General features: G+C 70.7%; 10 protein-coding genes. 9 read left to right on the forward strand and 1 reads right to left on the reverse strand.

The features are described 5' to 3' along the window. Positions 1-3: 3 nt before the first annotated feature. A complete protein-coding gene (locus tag MQP27_RS30965) occupies positions 4-1,806 on the reverse strand; it encodes a glycoside hydrolase family 15 protein (protein WP_242771202.1) in 1,803 nt (600 codons plus the stop codon). 470 nt (positions 1,807-2,276) lie between these two features. Here MQP27_RS30965 and pyrG point away from each other — a divergent pair, with 470 nt between their 5' ends. The 9 genes from pyrG to MQP27_RS31010 all read left to right on the forward strand — a co-directional run bounded on the left by pyrG (position 2,277) and on the right by MQP27_RS31010 (position 13,097). Beyond that, positions 2,277-3,926 (forward strand): CTP synthase, encoded by a 1,650-nt coding sequence (pyrG, locus tag MQP27_RS30970; RefSeq protein ID WP_242769560.1) that lies wholly within the window; start codon positions 2,277-2,279, stop codon positions 3,924-3,926. Positions 3,927-4,010: 84 nt separating this feature from the next. Continuing rightward, entirely contained in the window at positions 4,011-4,637 is a 627-nt protein-coding gene (locus MQP27_RS30975) for an NUDIX domain-containing protein (RefSeq protein ID WP_242769563.1), read from the forward strand. 162 nt (positions 4,638-4,799) lie between these two features. Next, a complete protein-coding gene (locus tag MQP27_RS30980; RefSeq protein ID WP_242769566.1) occupies positions 4,800-6,866 on the forward strand; it encodes a tetratricopeptide repeat protein in 2,067 nt (688 codons plus the stop codon). A gap of 144 nt (positions 6,867-7,010) precedes the next feature. Further along, on the forward strand, positions 7,011-8,126 hold the full coding sequence (gene ald / locus MQP27_RS30985; protein WP_242771244.1) for an alanine dehydrogenase: 1,116 nt from the start codon (positions 7,011-7,013) through the stop codon (positions 8,124-8,126). Positions 8,127-8,677: 551 nt separating this feature from the next. Then, the gene (locus MQP27_RS30990) at positions 8,678-9,670 is read left to right on the forward strand and encodes a ParA family protein (RefSeq protein WP_278196802.1); all 993 of its coding nucleotides are present in this window, start codon (positions 8,678-8,680) and stop codon (positions 9,668-9,670) included. After that, positions 9,655-10,239 carry a hypothetical protein gene (locus MQP27_RS30995; protein ID WP_242769572.1) on the forward strand — a complete coding sequence of 195 codons (585 nt, stop codon included), beginning with the start codon at positions 9,655-9,657 and terminating at the stop codon, positions 10,237-10,239. Before MQP27_RS30990 ends, MQP27_RS30995 begins: the two co-directional genes overlap by 16 nt. A 19-nt stretch (positions 10,240-10,258) precedes the next feature. Then, a complete protein-coding gene (locus MQP27_RS31000; protein ID WP_242769575.1) occupies positions 10,259-11,326 on the forward strand; it encodes a segregation and condensation protein A in 1,068 nt (355 codons plus the stop codon). Then, complete coding sequence (gene scpB / locus MQP27_RS31005; protein WP_242769578.1) at positions 11,323-11,976, forward strand: SMC-Scp complex subunit ScpB; 654 nt, start codon at positions 11,323-11,325, stop codon at positions 11,974-11,976. Before MQP27_RS31000 ends, scpB begins: the two co-directional genes overlap by 4 nt. Beyond that, entirely contained in the window at positions 11,976-13,097 is a 1,122-nt protein-coding gene (locus tag MQP27_RS31010) for a pseudouridine synthase (RefSeq protein WP_242769581.1), read from the forward strand. The genes scpB and MQP27_RS31010 overlap by 1 nt, the downstream gene beginning before the upstream one ends. Positions 13,098-13,132 lie beyond the last annotated feature (35 nt).

Here is a 13,132-nt window from a genome sequence, read left to right on the forward strand (position 1 = left end):
GGGTCAGCCGCCGTAGGCCCCGGACGCCGTCAGGCGCAGCGCCGTGTCGATGAGCGGGACGTGGCTGAAGGCCTGCGGGAAGTTGCCGACCTGGCGCTTGAGGCGCGGGTCCCACTCCTCGGCGAGCAGGCCGAGGTCGTTGCGCAGGTCGAGGAGCTTCTCGAAGAGCTTGCGGGCCTCGTCCACACGGCCGATCATCGCCAGGTCGTCCGCCATCCAGAACGAGCAGGCCAGGAAGGCCCCTTCGTCGCCCGGCAGTCCGTCGACGCCCTCGCTGTCGCCCTCGGTCGGGTAGCGCAGGATGAAGCCGTCGGGCGTGGACAGCTCGCGCTGGATCGCCTCGATGGTGCCGATGACCCGCTTGTCGTCGGGCGGCAGGAAGCCCATCTGCGGGATCAGCAGCAGGGACGCGTCCAGCTCCTTCGAGCCGTACGACTGCGTGAACGTGTTGCGCTCCTTGTCATAGCCCTTCTCGCACACGTCCCGGTGGATGTCGTCGCGCAGCTCGCGCCAGCGCTCCAGCGGGCCGTCCGCGTCGCCGGACTCGATGAGCTTGATCGTGCGGTCCACGGCGACCCAGGCCATGACCTTGGAGTGCACGAAGTGGCGGCGCGGGCCGCGCACCTCCCAGATGCCCTCGTCCGGCTCGTCCCAGTGCTGCTCCAGGTAGCGGATCAGCTTGAGCTGGAGCAGGGAGGCGTAGTCGCTGCGGGCCAGGCCCGTCATGTGGCCCAGGTGCAGGGCCTCGGTGACCTCGCCGTACACGTCCAGCTGGAGCTGGTGGGCCGCGCCGTTGCCGACGCGCACCGGGGCGGAGTTCTCGTAGCCCGGCAGCCAGTCCAGCTCCGCCTCTCCCAGCTCGCGCTCGCCCGCGATGCCGTACATGATCTGCAGGTTCTCGGGGTCGCCGGCGACCGCCCGGAGCAGCCACTCGCGCCAGGCGCGGGCCTCCTCGCGGTAGCCGGTGCGCAGGAGGGAGGAGAGGGTGATGGCCGCGTCGCGCAGCCAGGTGTAGCGGTAGTCCCAGTTGCGGACACCGCCGATGTCCTCCGGCAGGGAGGTCGTGGGCGCGGCGACGATGCCGCCGGTCGGCGCGTACGTCAGCGCCTTCAGCGTGATCAGCGAGCGGATCACCGCCTCGCGGTACGGGCCGTGGTACGTGCAGTGCTCGACCCACTCCCGCCAGAACTCCTCGGTCGCCTGCAGCGAGGCCTCCGGCTCCGGCAGCGGCGGGGGCTGCTTGTGCGAGGGCTCCCAGGAGATCGTGAACGCGATCCGGTCACCCGGGGCGACCGTGAAGTCCGAGTACGTGGTCAGGGACTTGCCATAGGTCTCGCACTCGGTGTCGAACCAGACCGAGTCGGGGCCGGCGACGGCGACCGTGCGGCCGTCGTGCTTGTGCACCCACGGCACGACACGGCCGTACGAGAAACGCATGCGGAGGGCCGAGCGCATCGGGACGCGGCCCGAGACGCCCTCGACGATGCGGATCAGCTGGGGGGCGCCGTCACGCGGGGGCATGAAATCGGTCACCCGGACCGTGCCGCGCGGGGTGTCCCACTCCGACTCCAGGATCAGCGAGTCGCCGCGGTAGGTGCGGCGGGCCGCCGTCGGGGGCTGGGCGTCGGCGGCGTGGGCCGGGCCCAGGCGCCAGAAGCCGTGTTCCTCGGTGCCCAGCAGACCGGCGAAGATGGCGTGCGAGTCGAAGCGGGGCAGGCACAGCCAGTCCACTGTGCCGTCCCGGCAGACCAGCGCCGCGGTCTGCATGTCTCCGATGAGTGCGTAGTCTTCGATGCGCCCGGCCACGTGCAACTCCAGTCGAACGGCCACGTCACCCCCCAGGTGGAACGGGGGGCTGTCGCTAGTGCGGTCAAGGGGTCGTTGTAATGCGTCGTTGAGCGGTGAAGCAAAGCAGTCGTCCTGGCCGTGTGGCAAAACGACAATTGATGCTCAACGAACTGACGAGCTCTCGTTGTTCCGGTCATCACGTGCGGGGGTGGTGACGTGTACCCGGCCGGGCTCGGCAGCGAGTGTCCGAGCAGGATACGACGCACGTAGATGATCTGTGTGCCGCTCCGGGCAACCCGGATCGGCCGATCGGGTGAGCGCCGGGTGAGAAACCGGTGAGGTCGCGCGGGTTCGTGTCGACGTGTGCGCAGAGCGTGGCCGGAAGCCATCGGTCCTCGTCGCTGATACCCTGGTAGCCCGTGGACCGGTGGGCGAGAAAACCCCGGAACCGCACCCCAGACCGCGACCACGGGAGCCCCCTCTTGGCCATGCCGCCGAAATCTACGACGACCAAGCACATCTTCGTCACCGGGGGTGTCGCCTCCTCGCTCGGCAAGGGCCTCACGGCCTCCAGCCTCGGGATGCTGCTCAAGGCCCGCGGCCTGCGCGTCGTCATGCAGAAGCTCGACCCGTACCTGAACGTCGACCCGGGCACGATGAACCCCTTCCAGCACGGTGAGGTCTTCGTCACCAACGACGGCGCCGAGACCGACCTGGACATCGGCCACTACGAGCGCTTCCTCGACCGTGACCTGGACGGCTCCGCCAACGTCACCACGGGCCAGGTCTACTCGACGGTGATCGCCAAGGAGCGGCGCGGCGAGTACCTCGGCGACACCGTGCAGGTCATCCCGCACATCACCAACGAGATCAAGCACCGCATCCGCCGTATGGCGACGGACGAGGTCGACGTGGTGATCACCGAGGTCGGCGGCACGGTCGGCGACATCGAGTCGCTGCCGTTCCTGGAGACGGTCCGCCAGGTCCGGCACGAGGTCGGCCGGGACAACGTGTTCGTGGTCCACATCTCCCTCCTCCCGTACATCGGCCCGTCGGGAGAGCTGAAGACGAAGCCGACCCAGCACTCGGTTGCGGCGCTGCGGAACATCGGTATCCAGCCGGACGCCATCGTGCTGCGCTGCGACCGCGAGGTGCCCACCGCGATCAAGCGCAAGATCTCCCTGATGTGCGACGTCGACGAGGCCGCCGTGGTCGCCTGCCCCGACGCCCGCTCGATCTACGACATCCCGAAGACCGTGCACGGCGAGGGCCTGGACGCCTATGTCGTCCGCAAGCTGGACCTGCCGTTCCGCGACGTGGACTGGACGACCTGGGACGACCTGCTCGACCGCGTCCACAAGCCCGACCACGAGATCACCCTCGCCCTGGTCGGCAAGTACATCGACCTGCCCGACGCCTACCTCTCGGTCACCGAGGCGCTGCGCGCCGGCGGCTTCGCCAACCGGGCCCGCGTGAAGATCAAGTGGGTCACCTCCGACGACTGCAAGACCCCGGCCGGCGCCAAGGCCCAGCTGGAGGACGTCGACGGCATCTGCATCCCGGGCGGCTTCGGCGACCGCGGGGTGCTCGGCAAGGTCGGCGCGATCAAGTACGCCCGCGAGAACAAGATCCCGCTGCTCGGCCTCTGCCTGGGCCTGCAGTGCATCGTGATCGAGGCCGCGCGCAACCTCGCCGGCATCACCGACGCCAACTCCACCGAGTTCGACTCCGCCACCGGCCACCCGGTCATCTCCACCATGGCCGAGCAGCTCGACATCGTGGCCGGCGAGGGCGACATGGGCGGCACGATGCGGCTGGGCATGTACCCGGCCAAGCTGGCCGAGGGCTCCATCGTGCGCGAGGTCTACGACGGCAAGGAGTACGTCGAGGAGCGGCACCGGCACCGCTACGAGGTGAACAACGCCTACCGCGCGGAGCTGGAGAAGAAGGCCGGCATCGTGTTCTCCGGCACTTCGCCCGACGGCAAGCTCGTGGAGTACGTGGAGTACCCGCGCGAGGCGCACCCTTACCTGGTCGCCACCCAGGCGCACCCGGAGCTGCGCTCGCGCCCGACCAGGCCGCACCCGCTCTTCGCGGGCCTGGTGAAGGCCGCGGTCGAGCGGAAGACGTCGAAGTAGCACAACAGTTGTACGGTGGCCGGGGCGCGCGCATTCAAAAGGTGAGCGCCCCGGTTTTTTCGCGTACGTCGGGAAGGGCAGGGCATGACGATCAAGGACACCCCCGAGGAGTGGGAGATCCGGGCCACGGAAACCCCCTTCCGGGGCAACAAGACCTCCGTCCGGACCGACGACGTGGTCATGCCCGACGGCTCCGTCGTCCGCCGCGACTACCAGGTGCACCCCGGCTCGGTCGCCGTGCTCGCCCTCGACGACGCCGGCCGTGTCCTGCTGATCCGCCAGTACCGCCACCCCGTGCGCCAGAAGCTGTGGGAGATCCCGGCCGGCCTGCTCGACGTGCCCGGCGAGAACCCGCTGCACGCCGCCCAGCGCGAGCTGTACGAGGAGGCGCACGTCAAGGCCGAGGACTGGCGGGTGCTGACCGACGTCTACACCACGCCCGGCGGCTGCGACGAGGCCGTGCGCGTCTTCCTGGCCCGCGACCTCTCCGAGGCCGAGGGCGAGCGCTTCGCCGTCGAGGACGAGGAGACCGACCTGGAGTACGCGCGCGTGCCCGTCGATGAACTCGTCCGGGGCGTCCTCGCGGGCGAGCTGCACAACAACTGCCTCGTGGTGGGCGTCCTTTCGCTCGTCGCCGCGCAGCAGGGCGAGGGCCTCGACGCGCTGCGCCCGGCGGAGGCGGAGTGGCCCGCGCGTCCGTTCGAGTCCTGAACGCCTCCTTCCGCGTGCCGGTGTGACCATCGGCTGATCCGATCGAGGGACCTGCCCGCCGCGCTCCACCAGGAACGTTGCAGAGCGTGAACTAGGCTCTGTTAACGCCCGGTACCGGAGTCCCGGCGGGCTTGCTCGTGCGGTGGGACGGGAGCGTGGCCCGTGACGGATCAGGCGGTGGACACAGGCGGCGTACGGCTGTCGGGGCACGCTGTGGCGGACAGTCAGTTCCTGGGCCGGACGCGGGAGTTGAAGGAGCTGCGCGCCGACATCGAGCGCGCGGGCCTGGACACCCTGTCCGGGAAGAAGCCGCCACGCGCGCGCGTACTGCTCATCGCGGGCCGCCCCGGCTCCGGCCGCACGGCCCTCGCCGAGGAGCTCGTACGGCAGGTCGCGGACGGTTACGACGACGGGGTGCTGCGCGCCCGGCTGAGCGAGCCCGACGGCACTCCCGTACCGACCGAGCGCGCCGCCCGTGAGCTGCTCGCCGCCCTCGACCGGCCGGCCCCGGCCGGAGCCGCCGAGGACGACCTCACCGAGGCGCTGCGCGCGGCCCTGGCCGGCCGCCGCACGCTGATCCTGCTCGACGACGCGACCGACGCCGAACAGGTCGACGCGCTGCTGCCCGACAGCCCGGACTGCCTGGTCGTCGCCGTCTCCGACGGCCCGCTCACCGGCATCTCCGACGTCCGCCCGTGCACCCTCGGCGGCCTCGACACCAAGTCGGCGCTCGAACTGCTCACCCGGTACACCGGCTCGGTCCGCATCACCGTGGACCCGCGGGCCGCCGAGGGCCTGGTCGAGGAGTGCCAGGGCCAGCCCGCCGCGCTGACGCTGGCCGGAGGCTGGCTCGCCGCCCGCCCCAAGGCGGCCGTCGCCGACCTCGCCAAGCACCTGCACGCGGACGGCGACGACGGCACCCCGCTCAGCCGGGTCTTCCGGCTCGCCTACGGCTCGCTGCCCTCGACGGCCGCCCGGATACTGCGACTGCTCTCCCTGGCCCCGGCCGGCCTGGTCGACCCGCACACCGCCTCCGCGCTGGCCGGCTGCTCGGTGAACGGCGCGCGGACCACCCTGGACGACTTCGTCGCCCTCGGCCTGCTGCGGGCCGTGGACTCACCGCTGCCGCAGTACGAGGTCCCGGCCTGTCTGTATCCGTTCCTCAAGGCCCTCACCGGGACCCAGGACCGCCCCGGCGAGCTCCAGCTGGCCCGCGCCCGGATGCTGGAGCGCACGGTACGGCTGCTGCAGTCGTGCCGGGCGATCACCGAGACCGACAACCCCGAGGCCCGCGAGAAGCTCCAGGGCATGCCCCGCTCCCTGCGCTTCCCGAACCCGCGGGCCGCCGAGGACTGGCTGCGGGTGCGCCGGCCCGCCCTGCTGGCGGCGGCCCGGCTCGCGGTCGCCGACGGGGAGCTCGACACGCTGGCCCGACGGCTGATGTCCCAGCTGGTGCGGGCCATGGTCGCGCACTTCGGCACCCAGGCCGCCGCACCCGACCTGTACGGCATCCACGGGCTCGTCCTCGATGTCGCCGAGCGCCGGAAGCTGCCCCGCGAGAAGGCCGCGGCGCTGCTGAACCTGGGCGACCTCGACGCCCAGACCGGCCGCACGACCGACGCGCTGGTGCGATATCGGTCGGCGCTGGACGCCGGACGCCAAGCAAATGACCCGTATGCAACCGGCCGCGCAATGGAATCCGTAGGCGGTGCGCATCAGGAGCTCGGGGACTACGACCGGGCCGCCGACTGGTTCGGCCGCGCCCTCGCCCAGCGCCTCGCCCGGGACGAGCGCGCGGAGGCCGCCCGGCTGTACGGCCGTATCGCCGCCGCGCACACCTACGCGGGCCGCTACGGCGAGGCGCTGCGCAACTGGAGGGCCGCGGTCGCCGGGCACCGCAAGAACGGCGATGTGGCCGCCCACGCACGGGCGTTGAGCGAGCTCGCCCGGGTCCAGGAGTACGCCGGCCGGCCCGAGGAGTCGCTGCGGACCTGCCACGAGGCCGTGGAGTGGGCGCGCCGCGCCGAGGACGTACGGCTCCAGGCGGCGCTGCAGCTGCGGCTCGCGGACACGCTGGAGCACCTCGGGGATCCCGCCGCCGCTCAGCTGCACCGGGGCACCGCCGAGCGACTGCTCGGTGAGGACCCCGAACAGGGCGATGATCCGGGCGACGGCCCGAAACAAGACGCTGACGCCTGCGAAATCCGTAGTACATCCGCAGAAGATTGATGCAATGAAAGGCTAGACAGCGGGAACACCTTCATTAAACTGGCTCTGCCGCACCTTCTCCTGCGGTGCATCCTGGTGTGCTCATGCATGGCCGGGTATGTGTTGTATTGCCCCACACCCTCTGAGCCAAGGACCGTGATCGACGTGAAGGTCGGCATCCCCCGCGAGGTCAAGAACAACGAGTTCCGGGTGGCCATCACCCCCGCCGGTGTGCACGAGCTGGTGCGCAACGGTCACCAGGTCGTCATCGAGCGCAACGCCGGTGTCGGTTCGTCGATCACGGACGAGGAGTACGTGTCGGCGGGCGCGAAGATCCTGGAGACCGCCGACGAGGTGTGGGCCACCGCCGACCTGCTGCTGAAGGTCAAGGAGCCCATCGCCGAGGAGTACCACCGCCTCCGCAAGGACCAGACGCTCTTCACCTACCTGCACCTGGCCGCCTCCAAGGAGTGCACCGACGCGCTCATCGAGTCCGGCACCACGGCGATCGCGTACGAGACCGTCGAGCTGCCCTCCCGCGCGCTCCCGCTGCTCGCCCCGATGTCCGAGGTCGCGGGCCGGCTGGCCCCGCAGGTCGGCGCCTACCACCTGATGCGCTCGGTCGGCGGCCGCGGTGTGCTGCCCGGCGGTGTCCCCGGCACCCAGCCCGCGCGCGCCGTCGTCATCGGCGGCGGTGTCTCCGGCTGGAACGCCACCCAGATCGCCGTCGGCATGGGCTTCCACGTCACGCTGCTCGACCGCGACATCAACAAGCTCCGCGAGGCCGACAAGGTCTTCGGCACCAAGGTCCGGGCGATCATGTCCAACTCCTTCGAGCTGGAGAAGGCCGTCCTCGACGCCGACCTCGTGATCGGCGCGGTGCTGATCCCCGGCGCCAAGGCCCCGAAGCTGGTCACCAACGAACTCGTGGCGCGGATGAAGCCCGGAAGTGTCCTTGTCGACATCGCCATCGACCAGGGCGGCTGCTTCGAGGACTCCCGTCCGACCACGCACGCCGAGCCGACCTTCCAGGTGCACGACTCGGTCTTCTACTGCGTCGCCAACATGCCCGGCGCGGTGCCCAACACGTCCACCTACGCGCTCACCAACGCGACCCTGCCGTACATCGTCGAGCTCGCCAACCGCGGCTGGGTCGAGGCGCTGCGCCGCGACCCGGCGCTCGCGAAGGGCCTCAACACGCATGACGGCAAGGTCGTTTACCGCGAGGTCGCGGAGGCGCACGGCCTGGAGCACGTGGAGCTCGACTCGCTGCTCGGCTGACCCGTGACCTCGCCGAACGGCTAAGTCACCTTTTCGTAAAGGCGATACGTCAACAAGGCGCGTCAACCACGCACATGCGGCCGGACCTTGCCCACAAGGTCCGGCCGGATGTGTGTATGGTCACTTTGCGGCTCTCGCTCAACTCGCCTCGAACGTAACCCTTTGGTCGATTCGCGCCCCGGTGAAACCTGCCGTGCGACGGCCGTACGCCCTTGACAGAGGGATGTTTCATTGCCGACACATCCTGCCGGGTCCGGCGGATTGTGTTGCTGCGGACGCCCGACACGCCATAGAGTCGCCAACCGTCGGCATGGTGCCACGCCGACCTGTCTAGAAGTTTCCTGGTCACCAAGGAGGTAAGACGACTTGTGAATGAGTCGACATTTTCTCCCGGGGGTGGTCAACCAGGAACGCCGGTAGGGGACCAGGGTCCCGCGGGGTTCGAGGCTGTCGGCTCCGTTGCTGTGCGCACCTTCGCAGCCCGACAGAGCCCGGGTCCGCAGGTGATCCGGACAGCACACAAGAGCATGGATGGCCATCACGTGAACGCCATGGCCGGCGACGGAAGTGGCGCGCCCCACAACCACTTCGCCGACTACGACGAACTGCCCGAAGGGCACTTCTACGACCCCGACGCGGAGTACGAGCCCGACCCCGAGTACGCGGCCACGCTCGCGCCCGACGCTGCCCGCCAGCGCCGTGAGCGCATCGGCCCGACCGGGCGCCCGCTGCCGTACTTCCCGATCCCGGGCCCGCTGACCGACCACGGCCCCGCGAAGATCATCGCGATGTGCAACCAGAAGGGCGGCGTGGGCAAGACCACGTCGACCATCAACCTGGGTGCCGCGCTCGCGGAGTACGGCCGGCGCGTGCTGCTCGTGGACTTCGACCCGCAGGGCGCGCTGTCGGTGGGCCTCGGCGTCAACCCGATGGAGCTCGACCTCACCGTCTACAACCTGCTCATGGAGCGGGGCATGGCGGCCGACGAGGTGCTCCTGAAGACCGCTGTCCCGAACATGGACCTGCTGCCGAGCAACATCGACCTGTCGGCGGCGGAGGTCCAGCTGGTCTCCGAGGTCGCCCGCGAGTCGACGCTCCAGCGCGCCCTGAAGCCGCTGATGGCCGACTACGACTACATCGTGATCGACTGCCAGCCCTCGCTGGGCCTGCTCACGGTGAACGCGCTGACGGCCGCGCACAAGGTGATAGTGCCTCTGGAGTGCGAGTTCTTCGCGCTGCGCGGTGTCGCCCTGCTGACGGAGACCATCGAGAAGGTCCAGGAACGGCTCAACCCGGAGCTGGAACTCGACGGGATCCTCGCCACCATGTACGACTCGCGCACGGTCCACAGCCGTGAGGTCCTGGCCCGTGTGGTCGAGGCGTTCGACGACCACGTCTACCACACGGTCATCGGACGCACGGTCCGCTTCCCGGAGACCACGGTCGCCGGCGAGCCGATCACCACGTACGCCTCCAACTCCGTCGGCGCCGCCGCCTACCGCCAGCTCGCCAGGGAGGTGCTCGCCCGGTGTCACGCCGAGTGAGTCTGCCGGGGGCCGACGAACTCTTCCGTACGACAGGGGGAATGGCGCTCCAGCCGTCCACGCCGCGGCGTGGGGCCAACGGCGAGGCCCGGGTGCCCGCGCCCGCCGGGGAGAGCGACCCGGCCGCGAGCGCGTCCGAGGACGCGCCGCAGTCGGTGCCCGCGCAGGGCGGCGACGGCGAGGGCGCGGAGCATGTGGCGGCGGAGCCGGACGCGGCCGACGCGGGCGAGTCCCGCAGCCGGGCCGCGGCCGCGGAGCGCTCCGCACGACGTCAGCCGGCGCAGGAAGGTTCTGCCCCGGCCGACCCGAACGCGCAGGCGCGGGGCAAGCGCGGACGGGCCGCCAACCGGCGCCCCAGTGGGCGGGAACGGCACGACGAGAAGATCACCGTGTACGTCTCCGCCGAGGAGCTGATGGATCTGGAGCACGCCCGCCTGGTGCTCCGCGGCGAGCACGGGCTGGCCGTCGACCGCGGGCGGATCGTCCGCGAGGCGGTCGCCGTGGTGCTGGCCGATCTGGAGTCCCGCGGGGACGCGAGCATCCTGGTACGCCGGCTGCGCGGGCGGTAGGCGGTAGCCTGCGGGGGCCATGACCTCGAACGACGCGCCCGCCTCCGGCCCAGCGGCCGGCCGTCGGCGTGCGCTGGGCCGGGGGCCGGGTGCTCCGCAGGCCGAGCCGGAGACCAGGCCTGTGGTCGAGCCCGAGCCTGAAGAGGAGCCGCAGGTCGCAGAGCCTCAGCCGGAGGAAGCGCCGCAGGTCGCAGAGCCTCAGCCGGAGGACGCGCCGCAGGTCGCCGAGCCTCAGCCCGAGGAAGCGCCGCAGGCTGCCGAGCCCGAGGAATCCGACGACGGTGTCTTCAAGGTCCGGCTCGCCAACTTCGAGGGCCCCTTCGACCTGCTGCTCCAGCTGATCTCCAAGCACAAGCTGGACGTCACCGAGGTCGCGCTGTCCAAGGTGACCGACGAGTTCATGGCGCACATCCGGGCGATGGGACCCGACTGGGACCTCGACCAGACGACCGAGTTCCTGGTCGTCGCGGCCACGCTGCTCGACCTCAAGGCCGCCCGGCTGCTGCCGTCCGCCGAGGTCGAGGACGAGGCCGACCTGGCGTTGCTGGAGGCCCGGGACCTGCTGTTCGCGCGGCTGCTGCAGTACCGGGCGTACAAACAGATCGCCGACATCTTCAACGCCCGCCTCGACGAGGAGGCCCGCCGCTACCCCCGTACCGTCGGACTCGAACCGCACCACGCCGAACTGCTGCCCGAGGTCGTCATCAGCATCGGCCCCGAGGGCTTCGCCAAGCTCGCCGTCAAGGCGATGCAGCCCAAGCCCAAACCGCAGGTGTACGTCGACCACATCCACGCCCCGCTGGTCAGCGTGCAGGAGCAGGCCGGGATCGTGGTGGCGCGGCTGCGGGAGCTCGGGGAGGCCAGCTTCCGGGCGCTGGTCGAGGACACCGACGACACGCTCACCGTCGTGGCGCGCTTCCTGGCCCTGCTGGAGCTGTACCGGGAGAAGGCCGTCGCGCTGGACCAGGAGACCGCGCTCGGCGATCTGATCGTGCGGTGGACCGGCGGGGAGGGGGACGAGACGCCGATGGTGACGGACGAGTTCGACCGGCCGCCCGAGGAGCCCAAGGAGGAGAAGAAAGCATGACCGAGGAGACCGAGGAACTCCCGGCAGGGCTCCGCGGCGTCGCCGACCTCGACCTGAAGCCCGCCCTGGAGGCCGTCCTCATGGTCGTGGACGAGCCCGCGACCGAGGAGCACCTGGCGAAGATCCTGGAGCGGCCCAAGCGGCAGATCGGGGACGCGCTGCGGGCGCTGGCCGACGAGTACGCCGTGCAGGGCCGCGGTTTCGAGCTGCGGCTGATCGCCGGCGGCTGGCGCTTCTACAGCCGCGCCGAGTACGCGCTGGCCGTGGAGCGGCTCGTCCTGGACGGCCAGACGGCCCGGCTCACCCAGGCGGCCCTGGAGACCCTCGCGGTCGTCGCCTACCGCCAGCCGGTGAGCCGCAGCCGCGTCTCGGCCGTACGAGGAGTCAACTGTGACGGGGTCATGCGGACCCTGCTGCAGCGGGGCCTGGTCCAGGAGGCGGGCACGGAACCCGAAACAGGTGCGATCCTGTACACGACGACGAACTACTTCCTGGAGCGGATGGGCCTGCGCGGCCTGGACGAGCTCCCGGAGCTCGCGCCCTTCCTCCCGGAGGCCGAGGCGATCGAGGCCGACACACTGGAAGGGGTCCCGTCGTTCGATCCGGACGCTCCGGATTCCGAGGACGCAGACGACAAGACGGAACTTTGATGCGAAGCAGCAGCGGCAGGAACAGCAGCGGAAACAACGGCGGGAGCCGTGGTGGCAACAGCGGCGGCCGCGGCGGGAGCAGCTCAGGCCGCGGCAACTACCGCGGCGCCGGCAACTCCCGGGACGACAAGCAGGGCGGCCGGCCGAAGAAGCCGCGCCCGGAGGAGCGGCGCTACGACGTAGGCCCCGGCGCCACCCAGGACGGCCCCAAGTCGGGCCGCGGCGCCTCGGCGCGCGGCGGCGCCAAGGGCGGCCCCAGGCAGGGCCAGGGCACCGGGCGCGGCCGTACGGCCCCCGGCAGCTCCCGCGAGTACGAGGCACGGGCCGAGGAGCGCAACCGCGAGCGGTACGCCGGCAAGAAGGACGTCAAGCTGCCCAAGACCTTCCCGGGCGCCGAGCAGGAGGGCGAGCGCCTGCAGAAGGTCCTCGCACGCGCGGGCTACGGCTCCCGGCGCGCCTGCGAGGAGCTCATCGAGCAGGCCAGGGTCGAGGTCAACGGCGAGATCGTCCTGGAGCAGGGCAAGCGCGTCGACCCCGAGAAGGACGAGGTCAAGGTCGACGGCCTGACGGTCGCGACGCAGTCGTACCAGTTCTTCTCGCTGAACAAGCCGGCCGGTGTCGTCTCCACCATGGAGGACCCCGAGGGGCGCCAGTGCCTCGGCGACTACGTCACCAACCGGGAGACCCGGCTCTTCCACGTCGGGCGGCTCGACACCGAGACCGAGGGCGTCATCCTGCTCACCAACCACGGCGAGCTGGCGCACCGGCTGACCCACCCCAAGTACGGCGTGAAGAAGACCTACCTCGCCGCCATCGTCGGCCCGATCCCGCGCGACCTGGGCAAGAAGCTCAAGGACGGCATCCAGCTCGACGACGGGTACGCGCGTGCCGACCACTTCCGGGTGGTCGAGCAGACGGGCAAGAACTACCTGGTCGAGGTCACCCTGCACGAGGGCCGCAAGCACATCGTCCGCCGGATGCTCGCCGAGGCGGGCTTCCCGGTCGAGAAGCTGGTGCGCACCTCCTTCGGCCCGATCACCCTGGGCGACCAGAAGTCGGGCTGGCTGCGGCGGCTGTCGAACACCGAGGTCGGCATGCTGATGCAGGAAGTCGACCTCTAGGCGATGCGTTTCGGTCCTCTCGCCGGTCTGTACTC

Origin of the sequence: Streptomyces cylindrosporus (assembly GCF_022698165.1) — a bacterium.
Taxonomy (GTDB): Bacteria; Actinomycetota; Actinomycetes; order Streptomycetales; family Streptomycetaceae; genus Streptomyces; species Streptomyces cylindrosporus.

Excerpts from the sequence above, each read along its gene's own strand:
- pyrG (WP_242769560.1), top strand. The coding sequence starts at position 2,277 with ATGCCGCCGAAATCTACGACGACCAAGCACATCTTCGTCACCGGGGGT.
- MQP27_RS30975 (WP_242769563.1), top strand. The coding sequence starts at position 4,011 with ATGACGATCAAGGACACCCCCGAGGAGTGGGAGATCCGGGCCACGGAA.
- MQP27_RS30990 (WP_278196802.1), top strand. The coding sequence starts at position 8,678 with ATGGCCGGCGACGGAAGTGGCGCGCCCCACAACCACTTCGCCGACTAC.
- MQP27_RS31000 (WP_242769575.1), top strand. The coding sequence starts at position 10,259 with ATGACCTCGAACGACGCGCCCGCCTCCGGCCCAGCGGCCGGCCGTCGG.
- scpB (WP_242769578.1), top strand. The coding sequence starts at position 11,323 with ATGACCGAGGAGACCGAGGAACTCCCGGCAGGGCTCCGCGGCGTCGCC.
- MQP27_RS31010 (WP_242769581.1), top strand. The coding sequence starts at position 11,976 with ATGCGAAGCAGCAGCGGCAGGAACAGCAGCGGAAACAACGGCGGGAGC.